Below are 15,821 nucleotides of genomic sequence, written 5' to 3'. Positions count from 1 at the left end.
ACTCTTAAAAATTAATATAATTCTGCACCAACTGGGCAAAATTTGCGGTGAATAATTTAATTGAAATTGCCAAAAGGATAATTCCGAAAACTTTCTGAAGGATCATCAAAGTAGCATCCCCAATTTTCTTCTCCAGCCATTTCGCTGATTTCAGCACCAAATATACGAAAATTGTATTAAGAATAATTCCGCAGATAATATTAATATCATGAAATTCAGCTCTAAGAGATAGTGCAGTTGTTAATGTTCCAGCTCCGGCAACCAATGGAAATGCGATGGGTACAATGGATGCAGCCTTTGCTTCAGTGGTTTTATTAATTTCAATTCCTAAAATCATTTCCAGCGCTATGACAAAAATCACAAAAGCTCCGGCAATAGCAAAGGAATTTACATCCACTCCGATAAGCTTAAGAATCTTATTTCCTACGAACAGGAAAACAATCATAATAGCTCCGGCAGTAATGGCTGCCTTTCCAGCTTCAATCTGTCCGAACTTCTGCTGAAGGCTTACAATAATAGGAACTGAGCCAATGATATCGATCACGGCAAAAAGAACCATAAAGCTGGTAACAATCTCTTTAAAAGAAAAACCATCAAAAATTTCCATCTCTTTGTAATTAAAAATTTCGCAAAAATATGAAAATAAACTGATTATTTGCTAATTTGTGAATATAAATTAACAATAGTTTTCAAAAGTTCTTCCAAAGCTTCAGCAGATTTCACAGGATTGTATTTTTCCATCTGAACTTTCTGCTGCAGTTTACTGTATTCTTCTGCAACCGAAGAACCTTTGTGCTTTTCAAGAAAATCCTTAAACTCCGGGATAGACGCCTGAAAATACTGTCCTCTTACTTCTTCATCCAATTCTTCAAGAGTTGCAAAGAACTTTTCATACTCTCCGTTATCTTTAAGATTTTCCAGATATCCGAAATAATCATTGATATCAGTTTTCATCAATTCTCTGATCTCTTTTTCTGTTTCGGCCACTGAACCTAAAGGTTTTGACGGTATAGTTTCCCTAACTAATGTACGTTTTTTTTGCCAATTTTTAAATAACAGATATCCAACGAATAAGCTTATCAGAATAGCTATATTGGTCAAAAGAATATTCCAGTGGAATTTGTTTTTTTCTTTTACTTTGAATGAAGTGGTTTTTAATACGGGAGTATTTACCGTCTCCAGAAGATTATTGGTGTATTCGTTTACTTTTTCTACAGTAGAGCGTGCCTCAAGAATCTGATCGTGAGAAAATGCATTCAGATCCAGTGTTTTCTGTCCAAGATCTACATATTCTTTACTCGCAGGATCAAAGAAAGCGAATTGTTCTGTTTTAATTGAAATGACACCCGATTTTTTAGGAATAATCACATAATTAGCCAGGATCTCTCCTTTCATTCCTGAAGTTCCAGGAGCTACTTTAGAGGTAATTTTCGGGGCAAAAACTTCATAATCCGGAGAGGCGGCAATTTTAGGAAGTTCCATATCCGGTAAATTACCTTCACCTGAAACTTTTACTACCACATTCAGAGGTTTTTTCGCTTCCGGTTTTTCCTTGGAAGCATTATATACGTTGACATTAAAGTTCCCAACAGCATTTTTAAAACATTCAGGAGCTCCTTCAGGAAGCTTTCTTACGTTGATTTTAACTTTATTGGAAACAATTTTTGTTTTATTTGAATAGGTACTTACTGAAGCAGATACTCCGGGAACTTCCACATACCCTGCTTCATTCGGAAAAACCATAAACATAGCCAGAACCTGTGAAGGCATGTTGCCGTATCCTGAAGGATCTATCTCAGACTTATCAAAATTGATAGGATGTACATTGATATTATCCTGTTTCGGAAGATGAATATTTTTCACCTTTCTCAGATTATCCATATTTCTTGAATACACTCTCAGAACGGCTACCGTAGGCTGATCCTGATAGACATCCCGATCATCAATTTCCATATTCAGATAAACATCATTGGAGGTATTCGCTGCCAATGATCTTCTGTCGACAATATCACGGATATTAACATCAAAAGGTTCGGTTTTATAGATTCTGTTGTTTACGGTAACAAGAACGGAACCGATTTTTATTTTCCCTTTTTTCTTAGGCTCAAGGGCAATTCTGGAAACTTTCTGGGTAATTAAAGTATTGGTAGCAGGATCAATCACGGTATTGGTTACAGATCCACTTCCTATGATATTAAATTTTGAAAGATCCGGAAGCTGAAAACCTGTCTGCTGTACAAGATCACTTCCGTTAAGTTCAAGAACAATGGTCAGATTGATAATATCCTTACCTGCATACTCTGTTTTATCTGCATCCATAGATAGATTTACCTGTCCGTAAGTAATTACGGATGCAAGAGTAAGCAATATGTAAATCAATTTGTGCTGCATCACCAATCTTTCTCGTTGCTTTCAGGCATCGAATAAGAATTTTTGTTTAAAATTCTTCTGGCGGTTTCTTTTTCTTTTTCGTTTATTTTATCTAAGATCGCATTTTCAAGATTTTTGGGCATTCTGCCTTCATTATTTTGATTCTGCTTAGGATTGTCACCCTGGTCACTTTTGCCTTCGTTTTGCGGGCCGTTACCCTGATCCTGTTTTTTGTCTTTGTCGCCTTTCTGATCATCCCCTTTGTTCTGATCATTTCCGCCGCCACCTTTTCCTGAATTATTCTGTTCGTTTTTTTGCTGTTGTTTTTCTTTCTCTTTCAGTTTGGCAATCTCATAATTTTTTCGAGTTACCTCGCTGTGGGGATCCTGCTTCAAAGCTTTCTTATAATAGTCAGCAGCTTTTTCAGGCTGATTCATCTGCATGTAAGCATTCCCTAAATTATGAAGAGCAGCCGTTTTATCGGGAAGGGTTTGTGAAAGTTTTTCTGCTTTTTCAAACTCTGCTTTTGCCTCTTCGTATTTTTTACTTTTATACAACGCATTCCCCATATTGTAATGAGCGGTAAAATCTTTATCATTGGATTTTATCGCTTCCATATATTTGGAGGAGGCTCCATCATAATCTTTACCGTCAAATTTCTGATTGCCTTCATATACTAAATTCCTATAGCTTTCCTGCCCAAACATGAAGCCTGAGAATGAAATGGCAACAATAAACGATAAAAATATGATTTTAGTATTCATCACTTGCAAAATTATTCCTTTATATGTTAAGAAACAGAGTTTTATTTGTTAAAATTCGGTTAAAGTACTTGTAGAATTTCTTCTATAAATAAAGGAATTCTACACATTAAAATCTTTTTTAGGATTAAAAATATAAATTAAAAAGAAAAACAGAAGAGATACCGCAAGAAAATATTGATAATAATGATTGGCATTCTGCGATTTCACCATTGTCTCTGCACCTGCAGATTTTTTATTAACTGCATCTACAATTCTGTCCGGAGCTTCATTGATATTATTTCCATCAATATAAGTTCCGTCTGTAGATTCAGCCATTTTCTTTAATGCTTCGGTCTGTCTTTTCGAAATCACCGTACTACCGTTGGCATCGGTTTTATATCCCATTAATTGTCCGAACACATATTCCGGAACCGGAGCACCTTCATCTGTACCCACTCCTACGGAAGTAATGCTTATTCCTTCTTTATTAGCTAATCTGATGGCAGCGTTATCATTTCCTTCATTATCTTCACCATCACTCAGCAGAATCACTTTTCTGGATCCTTTGCTTACGTTTTTAAATTTTTCAGCAGCAGCCTGCATTCCTTTCAGAAAATCCGTTCCCTGAATCTGCATAGAACTGGTTTCAATACCGCTGATATAAGTTTCCGCAGAATTATAATCAGTTGTCAGAGGCATAATAGACATTCCATTCCCTGCAAAAATCACAATACCTACCTTATCATTATTCATTTTCTTCATGGTAGCCAGCATCAGATTTTTGGCTTCCGTCAGACGGCTTGGTTCTATATCCTCAGCATTCATAGAATTGGATACATCCAGCATAAAGATTACATTGTTCAGCTTCTGAGTACTTTTCACTTCTTCTGAACCGTTCAAAAGGTCAATGATAGAGAATATCAGAAATAATGTTCCCAATAAATATAATGCAGGAAAAAACTTTGTAAATCCTGATCTTTTTTCAAATAAATTCTCATGAAACTGGCTCGCAGCAAAAATTTCTCTCTTTTTATTTCTCCATTGTAGAAAACGGATCAAAAACGTAGCTAACAGCGGCAGAAGCAACAGTAAAAATAAATACCAATAATTTCCTAAAGACCAACTCATCAGCTTAAAATTTTATAAAACACCCATCTTAACAATGCATCCAACACCAACATAGCCAGTGCAATCCAAAGGAATATTTTGAAATATTCTTCATAATTGTACAGCTTGGAAACCTTCACATCAGATTTTTCCAGTTGGTTGATTTCATTGTATACTTCTTCCAGACTACTGTTTGAGGTAGCTCTGAAATATTTGCCTCCCGTAGTCTGTGCTATTTCTCTCAAGGTATTTTCATCAATGGTAACCTCTGTTTCGGTAAAGATAAGCTCTCCAAAAATGTCCTGCGATGTAGGCATCAGCGCATAACCATTGGTCCCGATTCCGATTGAATATACTTTTATATTATTATTCTTTGCAAGTTCAGCGGCAAGCTGTGGAGGAATCGCATTCTGAATATTGCTCACTCCATCCGTCATCAGGATGACCACTTTACTTTTGGCCTTGCTTTTAATCAAATGATTCACTGCTACAGAAAGGCCTTCCCCAATGGCTGTTCCAGGTTCAAGACCTGCAGAATTCAGATTTTTAATTTCATCAATAACCACCTGATGATCTGAGGTTACCGGAACTTTAGTAAAAGCTTCTGCAGCATATGCTACCACCCCTATCCTGTCATTCGGACGCTTCTGAACAAATTTTACGGCAATATCTTTTAGGGCAGTAATTCGGTCCGGGGTCAAATCCTTCGCCAGCATACTTAGAGAAACATCAATAGATAACATAATATCCACTCCCTTTGTATCATCTCTGTCCTGAGAAATGGTAAACGTTCTCGGCCTTGCCATAGCAATAATCAACGCAGAAAGAATGATATATTTTGATATTTTCAGTAAAAAAAGAACACCCTGAATACTCCCGCTGTGATCCATATTCTTTATGGTAGGAACTTTTATACCTTTTCTTTTACTTCTTCCAATATCTTTAATTAAAAGTGGAATAAACAGCAGAAAAAGCAGCAAAAACCATGGGCTGTAAAACTCAAAATTAAACATCCTTTCTTAAGTTTTCGAATTCTAAATCTTTGGATGATCTTTTCACAAAATCTCTGATATTGGCAAAATCTCTTTCCATTGTTTCCTGATCCGGGAAGGTTTTGGCAAATTTCACCAGGTCTCCCCTAAGGAAAACATCTTCTATTATTTTTTCGTTGTCCTGCGAGATTGTATTATTTTTTTTCATGACATCTATAAGATCATCAGTAAGAAGTACATCTGCCGGAAGGCGATATTGTTTTGTAATGAAGGTTCTGGAAATATCAATCAGTTCCACATAAAACGAACGGAAGTTTCCTCCTTCAATATATTTTTTCTTTTTAAGAGAATCAAGCTCTTTTAAGGTCTGATTGGTAGCCACTACAGGAGAGCTCTTTGATTTTCTTCCCCATTTTACAAACATAATAATGGCAATAACCAGTGCAATACCAGCCAATGCTGCAAGAATATAAAACTTATAAAGCTCCCAATAATCTTTGGGTTCAAGTTTCACCTGCTTATTATTCATGATGTCATTGATCTGATCTGCTTTTTGAGCCGTATTAATGACATCTATTTCGTAAGGGATTGTTTTAAGTATTTTATCTCCTACTTTGAATTCCAGTTCAGGAATGGTAAATTTTCCTTCTTCAAAAACAGCAAATTCGATCTTTCTTTCATAGGTGTTAGCCGTTTGCCCGATACTGTCTTTGGTTTCTTCAAAATGAAAAGGCAACAGCTCATTCTTAGCTGCTGAAGTAACCTGTTGCTCATTAAGATTGTCAATCTTTATGGTAAGATGATTGATTTCTCCCAGAGCAAGGGTTTTCTTTTCTACGTTAGAGGATAATATCTGTGAAAAAGCATTTGCACAGATCAGAAAAGATAATATTAAAAGTATTTTTCTCAATGTTAAAATAATAAAGGCAAAATGCCTTCTGTTTTTTAGTTACGAGCTAAGCCCGATGTTATTTTTTCTGAAAGTAATTATACAATAATTTTGAATAATCTGAGCCGGTACTGATATTCATAAGACTGGCAGAGCTGTTGGCAAAATCTTCTTCCAGAGCTCTCAGTTTTTGTTTTTGAGCTTCCGCAAAGGTATATCGCCATCTTGCACTGGAAGTATTGGCCCATATTTCTTTTCCGGTTTCCACATCAAGTAAACGGGCATAGCCTACATCAGGAATCTCATTATCTTTTTCATCATAAATCCTCATTCCCAGCAACTGATGTTTCTTTGAGGCCACTCTCAGCATTTTGGAATCATAGGCATCTTCAAAATCTGAAAACAAAAATACCAGAGATTTCCTTTTGAAAATCCCCATCATATATTCCATTGCCTTATCTATTTTAGATTCTGCCGGAACATAATCTGCAGTGAGAATATTACTGATAATGGAAAGAATGTGTTTTCTTCCTTTTTGAGGAGGAATGACTTTATATACTTTATCTGCAAACAGAATCAACCCTACTTTATCATTATTGCCAGCGGCTGAAAATCCTAAGCTGGCTGCAATTTCGGCTACATATTCTCTTTTCAGTTGAACCTTTGTTCCATAATCCATAGAAGCGGAAATGTCTACGAGAATCATCATTGTCAATTCCCTTTCTTCTTCCATTACTTTTACAAATGGCTCACGGAAACGTGCGGTTTTATTCCAGTCGATTCTTCTGATTTCATCTCCAAACTGATACGGTCGAACTTCCGAGAAAGTCATCCCCTGCCCTTTAAAGGCGCTGTGATATTGCCCCATTAAAGCAGCCTCCGTCTTTTTTCTGGTACGGATTTCAATCTGCTTTACTTTTTTTACAATATCTTTTATCTGCATAGACGAATTCAAAATTCAAGGTTTAACATTCAAAGTTTAATGTTGGTGTCGGGATCCGGGTTTTGGGTTAGTCTATAAACTCAATGGATACGTTCGACCACTCATTGTCAAACTTTGTATTATACTTTTTATAAAAATTGATGGCTGGTTCATTCCAGTTCAATACCTGAAATACCATTCCACTGTAATTATTGGTTTGACCATATTCCAGTGTTGCATCAAATAATTTTTTTCCAATCTGCTTTCCTCTTAGCTTTTCAGTTACTACAAGATCTTCAAGATACAGCCTTCTTCCTTTCCAGGTTGAATACCTGTCATAATACAGGGATATTCCAACTATTTCTCCTTCATATTCTGCCACGAAAGCTCCCCATACAGGAGAAGTTCCGAAACCATCCTGAATAAAATCATCCAAAGTCACTGTTACTTCATGCAGTGCTTTTTCATATTCCGCTAGTTCTTTAATTAAATCAAGCATGGAAGAACAGTCTTCCAGAACAGCTTTTCTTACAACTACATCACTCATTATGGTGCCTGGATTTTTGCTAAAATTCTATTGATAATTTCCTCAGTTGTGATTTCTTCTGCTTCTGCTTCAAAGGTCAATCCCATCCTGTGTCTCAATACATCTTTTGCCAATGCTTTTACATCTTCCGGAATGACAAATGCTCTTCCTTTTAAGAAAGCGTAAGCTCTTGAGGCGATAGCAAGATTAATGGATGCTCTTGGAGAAGCTCCGAAACTGATATAATTTTTAAGTTCAGAAAGCCCATAGTTTTCCGGATAACGTGTTGCAAACACCATATCCAGGATATATTTTTCAATTTTTTCGTCGAGATAGATCTGGTTGATCAGTTCTTTTGCATCTACAATATCCTGAAGGGAGATTACAGGCTTCACCGTTGGCTGGTGTGAGGTTGAAACCATTCTCATCACCTGTCTTTCATCTTCAAAAGCAGGATAATCTATGGTACACTTCAGCATAAAACGGTCGCTTTGTGCTTCAGGAAGCAGGTAAGTTCCTTCCTGGTCAATAGGGTTTTGTGTCGCCAGTACCAGGAACGGTTTTGGAAGCTTCATGGTTTCGTCTCCAATCGTCACCTGTTTTTCCTGCATGACCTCCAGAAGCGCTGACTGTACTTTTGCCGGCGCACGGTTGATCTCATCTGCCAAAACAAAGTTCGCAAATACAGGTCCTTTTTTTATAGAGAAATCATTGTCTTTGATATTATAAATCATGGTTCCCACTACATCTGCAGGAAGTAAATCCGGAGTAAACTGAATCCTTGAGAAATCTCCATGAACAGCATCAGCCAGTGTTTTTATCGCTAAGGTTTTAGCCAGACCGGGAACTCCTTCAAGAAGAACGTGTCCATTTCCCAAAAGCCCTACCAAAAGACGGTCTACCATGTATTCCTGTCCAATAATAACTTTGTTGATTTCCTGTCTCAGAAGAGAAAATAAGTAGTTTTTTTCTTTTACTTTTTCCGTCAATTGGCGGATATCTTCAGCTTGATATATCTCTGACATAGCTTGATTTAAAATAAGTGGTAAATTTCTGATAAATACTTGCATTAATCAACATAATAAATGCCATTTTTGAGTTAAAGTTTGTTAAAAATTCCGGCATTGACGAGATATTTAATGCTATAATGTTGAATTTCTTATCTATAAACAAATCCAGAAATTCAAATTCCCTTCATAAAACCATCCCGTTTTTTCTTCTCATTATCCATAAAAAAATGTCACAAAATCACTTTTGCAACATTTTTATTTTTAATCAGAAACTTGATTATTTAATTTTAAAGCTTGTTTATTGTAATGGTGAATATATTTTCAGGAGCATCAGTAGTATCTTCATACGCTCCGACATTTACAAAATATTCTGTTCCTGACACTGTGGTAATCGTAAGGGTTTCCGCAGCACCTCCGCCACCATTGTCTACAGTTCCTGTACATGACAAATTACTACAGCTGCCACTATATACACCTATCTGCGGATCATAGCTGCTGCCTGAAGGCATAGTCACTTTAATAGTATACTGACTGCCATCACCAGTCAGTTTAAACCATGTCCCATCGTTCATTCCTGTATCTCCATTACTTGTACATACGCTTATATTTCCGGCATTATTAGTGGTCGATACAGCATCATTCTGAGTATAAGAATAGGGAAATACCAATGCCTGCAATGCTCCAGTACATGCATCGTTTACAGGTATTGGAGGAACAGTCTTAAAAACAAGTTCAGAACATCCTGAGGATTCTGTATTCCCCGACACTGATGTTACTTTTAAATAATAAGTTGTTCCGGCTGTAAGCGCTGTGGAAGGGGTAAAGCTACTTCCTGAAACTGTTTGCTGATTAATAATATCAGAGCTTCCTGAACTCGTTCCTAACGAAACTTTGTAGGATGTAGCCCCTGAAGCCGGAAGCCAGCTGAAATTGGGAGTTAAAGAAATATTCTGACTATTATTTACCGGATAAACGACAAAAGGACATGCCGGTCCGGTACTTGGTATAAGGCCTGAAATGGTAACTGACGATTTATAATCCGCCCTGATTCCTCCGGGAGGAGATGCAATATCCACTACTGCACGATCTCCTTTATAAAACAACGTTGAGTAAGGGATATGTGAATAAACATGAAAAGCTTCATCAAAATTATTGATATCGATATTCGGAGAATTCTCTTTTGCTGCAACAACCAGGTTATCAACATTATTATAAGTAAATGGTGTTGTAAAAACAACTTCAACTTTATTATTATTCTTGCTTACGGCTCCTGTGAACACCTGAGTCAACTGTGCTGCAGGAATCCAATCTGTACCGGAAGCAAAGGCAGTTTTTGACGTATGTCCGAGATATAACGTCCAGTTTGAAGATTCAGTAATTGTAGAGGAAGGATCCACATAAAATGTAAGCCCTGTAATATTGCCTGCAGCATTGGCGTTAATTTCCTGCTTAGGATATATCTGCTGTACATAAGAATAGGAAAAAAAACTGCTTACAGGAGCAACACCAACATTTGGACTCCCAATATTGATATTGATTTGGGCGTTAATCACCACCACTACAAAAAACAAACCTAAAAGTAAAAATCTTTTCATTATTAATAACATTAATATGGTATACCATGCTAATTTAATAATAAATACTATGATTATAGCAATAAAAAAAATATTTCATTATTTAATTCAACGCAAAAAAAAATTTAAACAAAAATACATCCGATATTAAAAACAATACACATTTAATAACAAAACAATAACAAGACATAAAAATAAAATAAATTAAAAGTAATTTCAATACATATTTCATATATTTACACTAAACATCAATAACATGTATAAAAAGCTATTCTTTTCCAGTTTTTTGATTACCCATCTCGTTTTCGCCCAAACGACAATGACCAATATAATTTCAGATGCAGTATACTACGATGGCTATGCTACTATGGTATCCAACCCTGTACCTGCCGGTTTGACAAGGCTGACGAATGCCAGGTATACCAGAAAACTTACTGATGTAGAACTAGATGCTTTTAAAGCTAAAATTGCTATGCGTGTAACCATTGCTCCTTTATGTGACAATTATGACCGTCTTGGAGAAGTCTTCTTAGCAATGGTTCCTAAAAATCAAGCTACTTATACAATCAATGACACTAATGTCAAAAGAATTGAAATAGGCAGATATATTACTCCTTTCATGAATAAAAACAGGACTCCTTCTGAAGTTCCTTACACTTATGATGTCAGCAATTTATACAGCATATTCCATGACACAACATTGCGCAGCATGTATGATCTCTATATGGAACTGGATGTTTTCGGGGTTCCCTATGCAGCACAAACGCAGGTTTCAGGCTGTGCAAACAGAATTGATGTTTTTTCAGGAACTCTTACCTTTTTCTCAACGGATACAGGAGCCACTCCTACAGACACCAACAGCATTGTACCTATATTAAGTTATAACACCCTTAACAACTATAACAACACTGATGTTACCGGGGAAACCGTTAGAATTGTCACTTTTAATCTTCCAGCCCCTGTTACCAATGCCCGCTTCTTCGTAATATCAACTCCTCATGGCGCTAACAGTGGTGGTGAAGAATATATCAGAAGACAAAATTACACCTATATAGATGACGTACAAGTACTCACCTATACTCCCGGAGGCATTTCATGTGAACCGTACCGTGTATACAATACTCAAGGAAACGGAATCTATGGTTCTACTCCTAAAACTTTTGCTGACTGGACTTCATGGAATAACTGGTGTCCCGGAAATTCTGTTCCCATCAGAGAATTTACATTACCCAACTTAACTGCAGGTAATCATACTTTGAAACACACAATTCCAACTGCAGTTTTCAACCAACAGCAGGGATATGTCATGCTATCCGTTTATATGCAGGGGAAAAGCAATACAGCTTTGAATATAAAAGAGATCAAAACAGTAGATGTGAATATTTACCCCAACCCTACTGCTGACTTTGTGAATGTAAAATCAAAAGTAGAGGTCAGCTCAATAAGCCTTTTCAATATGGAAGGAAGAAAACTTTCCGAAACTTATAAAGAGAACAGAATAGATCTTTCCTCATACAGCACAGGAGTTTATTTTTTACATATTGTTTTAAAAGACGGAACTGCCTTTAAACACAAAATCATAAAAAAGTAACTTTAACACATCTTTTAAAAACAAAATAACAAAACCCTCTCTGAAACTCCACTCAAGAGGGTTTTTCTATTGATCATCATGTAAAATTAACTGTAAAAAACATTCTGACATCAATAAAAACTACTCAAAAGATGAACCTTACTTCACTCTTTTTCAAAATAGTTAAAAAATTTTAACTTTAATCCTCTAGTCAAAAAAATTGTCATTTCCAGTTTATTAAACTATTTTTGGTGATTAAAAATTTTGCAAAATGAATTATCATTTTCAAGCACACAGACAGGTAAGAAAGAACCTTTTAGATATCCTTCAGAACACATCTCATGAAGATCTGATCCTGATTCCGGATGGTTTCAACAACAATATTTACTGGAATATTGCACATACTGTTGCTACACAACAGCTACTGCACTATTACCTGAGCGGAAATCCTTTCCGTATTGACAAGTATTGGATTGAAACCTACAAAAAAGGAACTTTACCCAACTTAAATGTTCAGAAATCAGAAGTGGAAGATTTAGAATTTTTACTTACTGAAACTTCAAAGATTTTAATGAAGGATTATGACAGTGATTTCTTCTCAGATTACACTCCCTACACCACAAGTTTCGGCATGGATCTGAAAAGCATTCAGGATGCTATTATCTTCAACAATATGCATGAAAGCCTTCATTACGGGTATGTGATGGCACAGAAAAGAGCAATTTTAGGAGAGAAAGGGAGATAGTGAATCTTGCTACGCAAGTCAATGGTCAGAAGTGAATAGGCATCCAACCAATTGACTTACAAAGTAAAATTCAAGATTGACCATTCACTCTATAACTATATAATACATTTTCAATGAAAGACGATTTTATTTTCGGGCTACGTCCCGTGATTGAAGCAATTGAAGCGGGAAAAACGATTGACAAGATCTTTGTGCAGAATGCACTTCAGGGTCCTATTTATGCTGAATTAAAAGCCATTTTAGCGAAAAATAAAATCCGTCCCAATTATGTTCCGGTTGAAAAACTGAACCGTTTTACAAGAAAAAACCACCAGGGTGTGGTAGCTTTTATTTCGGATGTACCGTTTCATAAAGTGGAGGATATTGTTCCACAATTATTCGAACAGGGAAAAACACCTTTCCTTTTAATTCTGGACAGACTTACCGATGTAAGAAACTTTGGAGCCATCTGCAGAACAGCGGAATGCGTAGGAATAGATGCAGTTATTATTCCTGAAAAAGGAGCTGCTCCTATCAATTCCGATGCGATAAAAACTTCTGCCGGAGCGATCTATAATATCAAAATATGTAAGGAAAACAATCTTGCCCACACGGTAGACTTCCTTCAGCAAAGCGGAATTTCTGTATATGCAGCCAGTGAAAAAGCTCAGAAACTTATCTATGATGTTAATATGACAGAGCCATGTGCTATCGTGATGGGAAATGAGGAAACCGGAATTTCTAAAGAAGTACTGCATCATGCTGATGAAAAAATAAAACTTCCTATTGAAGGAAAAACTCAGTCCCTGAATGTTTCTGTAGCATGTGGAGCGATTTTGTATGAAGCGGTAAGACAGAAAATGTCCGTGATACCTAATCCATAACCATGAAAATACAATCACTTTTACCTTTATTTTTTGTCCCGTTGGCTTTTAATGCCCAGACAAAAAAAACAGCAACAGACAACCGTCTTGCCACTGATCTTGATAAGATGGTTCAGAAAGAAGCTGTTGCTTATATGCAGGATCCTGCACGTGTAGGAATTTCAATAGGCATTTTTAAAGATGGTAAAAGTTATTTCTATAATTATGGGACAACGGAAATAGGGAAATCAGAGCTTCCAACCTCGCAAAGTCCATATGAGATTGCATCCATCACAAAGACCTTTACCGGAACACTTCTGGCTCATGCTTTAGTAGATGGTAAAATCAAAATGGATGATGATATCCGGAAATATATAGGAAATTATCCTAATCTTGAATTTGAAAAGCACCCGATAACAATCGGTAATCTAACCAATCATTCATCAGGATTGCCTCAGTTTTTACCGGATCAGTCTGAAACGTTCAAAAAACCGATGGACTCTGTTGCCCTGGCATTGTCGGATTTTTATAAAAACTATTCAAAAAAGAATTTTTATGAGGATCTTCATCAGGCTAAAGTGGATTTTGTACCCGGAACAGAATATAAATATTCCAATGTAGGAACACAGATTGCCGGGGATATCCTTGAAAAAGTATATCATACAAGCTATGAAAACCTGCTTTCAGAGTATATCACAAAGCCTCTGAAAATGAATCATACTATTATTGGTACGAATTCTGCACAGCTATTGACTCGTTATAACGAAAAAGGAAAGATAATGCCCAGAAATTTCACAACCATTTTTGCTCCTGCAGGAGGAATCATTTCTACTACGGGAGATCTTGTGAAATACATGCAGTATCATCTGGATGAGAACAATAAATATGTGAAAGCATCCCATACTCCTTTTGTAAAAAGTGAAGGAGATGCTATTGGATTATATTGGAGATTGCACACCTATGAAGATGGAACTCAAACCGTTTATCATACAGGAGGTACATTTGGTTTTTCAAGTGTTCTTCAGATATATCCATCAAAAAACATGGGAGTCGTAGTACTTTCCAATGAATCGGATGGAGAATCCCAGGGGAAACTGCATGATATTGCAGATAATATATTAAGAAACAGTAGTAAAAAATAAAGTTAAAAAAATCGAATGAAGAATATTGCAGCGCTTGCGCTTATATCATCAATAGCCCTTGTGTCTTGTAAAAAAGAAACGGCAAAAATAACAAAAGTAGATCCTAAAACCGGAAAGACAGTAACTGTAGAAGTTCCTGCTGATTCTGTAGCGAAAGTTGCAGAAAACCCGGCTATCAAAGATTCTGCGGGAGTTATCACCCAAACTTTTAAGCTTGAAAAAGGAAAAACATATCCTCTTACCACTTATCAGAGAGATGTAAAAACAATGACAGATCCTCAAGGGAAATCTATCACTGCAACAAGCGAATCTACGGATGAAATGAATTTTGTAGTGGATGATATCAAAGGAAATGTATATGAGATGACTCTTAATCTTGTAGCAAAGAGAAGCTCTCAATCTGCACAGGGAAAAACGGTAGTAGTAGACACCAAACTTCCACTTCCAAAAGAAGATGATCTAAAAATGATCTGGAACGTCAACAAAGCGCTTACCGGAAACAAACTTCAGATGAAGATGGATACAAAAGGGAATGTAATTTCTATTACAGGATTTGATGCTGTTTACACAAAAGTAGGTAACGCAGTTGGTACACTTATCAAAGATGCCAATGAAAAAGCAAGCGTAGTAGCAAGTCTTAAGCAGTCATTCAACGAAAAAGTACTGAAAGATCAGTTCCATAAAAACCTGATGATTATTCCTAAAAAAGGAGTTAAAATCGGAGAAAAATGGTCAACTTCTGAAAATGCTGACGCCAGCGGAGCTGTTAAAGTAACCTCCAATTATGTAATGAAAAGCTTAGGAAACGGAGCTGCAGAAATTGCAGTAACCGGAGGTATTCCCAAGAAAACAGAAAAGAAAACTCAGGGACCTATCACACACAGCCTGAGCAGTGAGCTTGTTCAGAACGGAACCATTAAGTTTGACGAAAGCACAGGCTGGATAACCAACCAGAATATCAACGTAAAAACAACTCAGATAGAAACCATTTCAGATGGAAAACAGTCTCAGTCTATGAAGAGCGTTTCCAATTCTTCGGTAATGGTCAACCCATCTGCTAAATAACTTGAATAAACATTCAGGGTTTAAAGTTTGCATGTTAAACCCTGAACTTTAAACAAAAAAATTATGAAGTACATTCTTGAGTTAGTACTCTCTGCCATTATTATTTTCTTTGTCTGGAATATTCTGAAAAGAATTTTCTTTAAGACATTCTATAGTTACCGTTTTAATAACAATAATCAAAACAACGGGCAGCAGGACATCAACAACTCGAATAAGAATAACAAAAAGAACCTTAAGTGGGATGCAGAAACGGTAGACTACGAAGAGGTGAAAGAGAGTAATGACAAAAGGTAAAAATTCCAAGAAATAAAAGATAATAACCAG

Annotated in this window: 16 protein-coding genes; 6 read left to right on the top strand and 10 right to left on the bottom strand. The window is 36.4% G+C overall.

Going from position 1 to position 15,821, the window contains the following annotated elements; translation table 11 throughout:
- Positions 1–4: 4 nt before the first annotated feature.
- The 10 genes from A1704_RS14125 to A1704_RS14080 all read right to left on the bottom strand — a co-directional run bounded on the left by A1704_RS14125 (position 5) and on the right by A1704_RS14080 (position 10,154).
- On the bottom strand, positions 5–607 hold the full coding sequence (locus A1704_RS14125; RefSeq protein WP_062674416.1) for a MarC family protein: 603 nt from the start codon (positions 605–607) through the stop codon (positions 5–7).
- A gap of 44 nt (positions 608–651) precedes the next feature.
- Positions 652–2,391: a BatD family protein gene (locus A1704_RS14120; RefSeq protein ID WP_062674414.1), complete on the bottom strand. Its 1,740-nt coding sequence runs from the start codon at positions 2,389–2,391 to the stop codon at positions 652–654.
- Positions 2,391–3,134: a tetratricopeptide repeat protein gene (locus tag A1704_RS14115; RefSeq protein ID WP_062674412.1), complete on the bottom strand. Its 744-nt coding sequence runs from the start codon at positions 3,132–3,134 to the stop codon at positions 2,391–2,393. Before A1704_RS14115 ends, A1704_RS14120 begins: the two co-directional genes overlap by 1 nt.
- Before the next feature lie 99 nt (positions 3,135–3,233).
- Positions 3,234–4,241, bottom strand: a complete 1,008-nt coding sequence (locus A1704_RS14110) for a vWA domain-containing protein (protein WP_062674410.1) — start codon at positions 4,239–4,241, stop codon at positions 3,234–3,236.
- Positions 4,241–5,233 carry a VWA domain-containing protein gene (locus A1704_RS14105; protein ID WP_062674408.1) on the bottom strand — a complete coding sequence of 331 codons (993 nt, stop codon included), beginning with the start codon at positions 5,231–5,233 and terminating at the stop codon, positions 4,241–4,243. The genes A1704_RS14110 and A1704_RS14105 overlap by 1 nt, the downstream gene beginning before the upstream one ends.
- Positions 5,226–6,122 (bottom strand): BatD family protein, encoded by an 897-nt coding sequence (locus tag A1704_RS14100; RefSeq protein ID WP_062674406.1) that lies wholly within the window; start codon positions 6,120–6,122, stop codon positions 5,226–5,228. The genes A1704_RS14105 and A1704_RS14100 overlap by 8 nt, the downstream gene beginning before the upstream one ends.
- Before the next feature lie 58 nt (positions 6,123–6,180).
- Positions 6,181–7,044, bottom strand: coding sequence for a DUF58 domain-containing protein (locus A1704_RS14095; protein WP_062674404.1), 864 nt, complete (start codon positions 7,042–7,044; stop codon positions 6,181–6,183).
- A 67-nt stretch (positions 7,045–7,111) separates the two neighbouring features.
- The gene (locus A1704_RS14090) at positions 7,112–7,570 is read right to left on the bottom strand and encodes a GNAT family N-acetyltransferase (protein WP_062674402.1); all 459 of its coding nucleotides are present in this window, start codon (positions 7,568–7,570) and stop codon (positions 7,112–7,114) included.
- Positions 7,570–8,574, bottom strand: coding sequence for an AAA family ATPase (locus A1704_RS14085; RefSeq protein ID WP_034695238.1), 1,005 nt, complete (start codon positions 8,572–8,574; stop codon positions 7,570–7,572). Before A1704_RS14085 ends, A1704_RS14090 begins: the two co-directional genes overlap by 1 nt.
- A 272-nt stretch (positions 8,575–8,846) precedes the next feature.
- On the bottom strand, positions 8,847–10,154 hold the full coding sequence (locus A1704_RS14080) for an Ig-like domain-containing protein (RefSeq protein WP_062674400.1): 1,308 nt from the start codon (positions 10,152–10,154) through the stop codon (positions 8,847–8,849).
- 235 nt (positions 10,155–10,389) lie between these two features.
- Here A1704_RS14080 and A1704_RS14075 point away from each other — a divergent pair, with 235 nt between their 5' ends.
- The 6 genes from A1704_RS14075 to A1704_RS14050 all read left to right on the top strand — a co-directional run bounded on the left by A1704_RS14075 (position 10,390) and on the right by A1704_RS14050 (position 15,791).
- Entirely contained in the window at positions 10,390–11,724 is a 1,335-nt protein-coding gene (locus A1704_RS14075; RefSeq protein ID WP_065119632.1) for a peptide-N-glycosidase F-related protein, read from the top strand.
- Positions 11,725–11,974: 250 nt separating this feature from the next.
- Positions 11,975–12,448, top strand: a complete 474-nt coding sequence (locus A1704_RS14070) for a DinB family protein (protein WP_047434092.1) — start codon at positions 11,975–11,977, stop codon at positions 12,446–12,448.
- A 113-nt stretch (positions 12,449–12,561) separates the two neighbouring features.
- Positions 12,562–13,311 carry a 23S rRNA (guanosine(2251)-2'-O)-methyltransferase RlmB gene (gene rlmB / locus A1704_RS14065; RefSeq protein WP_062674398.1) on the top strand — a complete coding sequence of 250 codons (750 nt, stop codon included), beginning with the start codon at positions 12,562–12,564 and terminating at the stop codon, positions 13,309–13,311.
- 2 nt (positions 13,312–13,313) lie between these two features.
- Positions 13,314–14,432, top strand: a complete 1,119-nt coding sequence (locus A1704_RS14060; protein WP_062674397.1) for a serine hydrolase domain-containing protein — start codon at positions 13,314–13,316, stop codon at positions 14,430–14,432.
- Between the two features lie 15 nt (positions 14,433–14,447).
- On the top strand, positions 14,448–15,497 hold the full coding sequence (locus tag A1704_RS14055; protein ID WP_062674392.1) for a DUF6263 family protein: 1,050 nt from the start codon (positions 14,448–14,450) through the stop codon (positions 15,495–15,497).
- Positions 15,498–15,560: 63 nt separating this feature from the next.
- A complete protein-coding gene (locus A1704_RS14050; RefSeq protein ID WP_062674391.1) occupies positions 15,561–15,791 on the top strand; it encodes a hypothetical protein in 231 nt (76 codons plus the stop codon).
- Positions 15,792–15,821 lie beyond the last annotated feature (30 nt).

This window comes from Chryseobacterium cucumeris (assembly GCF_001593385.1).
GTDB lineage: Bacteria > Bacteroidota > Bacteroidia > Flavobacteriales > Weeksellaceae > Chryseobacterium > Chryseobacterium cucumeris.
The sequence above is the reverse complement of the archived record's forward strand: the minus strand, read 5'-3'. Positions and strand labels throughout refer to the sequence as shown.

Excerpts from the sequence above, each read along its gene's own strand:
- A1704_RS14125 (WP_062674416.1), bottom strand. The coding sequence starts at position 607 with ATGGAAATTTTTGATGGTTTTTCTTTTAAAGAGATTGTTACCAGCTTT.
- A1704_RS14120 (WP_062674414.1), bottom strand. The coding sequence starts at position 2,391 with ATGCAGCACAAATTGATTTACATATTGCTTACTCTTGCATCCGTAATT.
- A1704_RS14115 (WP_062674412.1), bottom strand. The coding sequence starts at position 3,134 with ATGAATACTAAAATCATATTTTTATCGTTTATTGTTGCCATTTCATTC.
- A1704_RS14110 (WP_062674410.1), bottom strand. The coding sequence starts at position 4,241 with ATGAGTTGGTCTTTAGGAAATTATTGGTATTTATTTTTACTGTTGCTT.
- A1704_RS14105 (WP_062674408.1), bottom strand. The coding sequence starts at position 5,233 with ATGTTTAATTTTGAGTTTTACAGCCCATGGTTTTTGCTGCTTTTTCTG.
- A1704_RS14095 (WP_062674404.1), bottom strand. The coding sequence starts at position 7,044 with ATGCAGATAAAAGATATTGTAAAAAAAGTAAAGCAGATTGAAATCCGT.
- A1704_RS14090 (WP_062674402.1), bottom strand. The coding sequence starts at position 7,570 with ATGAGTGATGTAGTTGTAAGAAAAGCTGTTCTGGAAGACTGTTCTTCC.
- A1704_RS14085 (WP_034695238.1), bottom strand. The coding sequence starts at position 8,574 with ATGTCAGAGATATATCAAGCTGAAGATATCCGCCAATTGACGGAAAAA.
- A1704_RS14080 (WP_062674400.1), bottom strand. The coding sequence starts at position 10,154 with ATGAAAAGATTTTTACTTTTAGGTTTGTTTTTTGTAGTGGTGGTGATT.
- A1704_RS14075 (WP_065119632.1), top strand. The coding sequence starts at position 10,390 with ATGTATAAAAAGCTATTCTTTTCCAGTTTTTTGATTACCCATCTCGTT.
- A1704_RS14070 (WP_047434092.1), top strand. The coding sequence starts at position 11,975 with ATGAATTATCATTTTCAAGCACACAGACAGGTAAGAAAGAACCTTTTA.
- rlmB (WP_062674398.1), top strand. The coding sequence starts at position 12,562 with ATGAAAGACGATTTTATTTTCGGGCTACGTCCCGTGATTGAAGCAATT.
- A1704_RS14060 (WP_062674397.1), top strand. The coding sequence starts at position 13,314 with ATGAAAATACAATCACTTTTACCTTTATTTTTTGTCCCGTTGGCTTTT.
- A1704_RS14055 (WP_062674392.1), top strand. The coding sequence starts at position 14,448 with ATGAAGAATATTGCAGCGCTTGCGCTTATATCATCAATAGCCCTTGTG.
- A1704_RS14050 (WP_062674391.1), top strand. The coding sequence starts at position 15,561 with ATGAAGTACATTCTTGAGTTAGTACTCTCTGCCATTATTATTTTCTTT.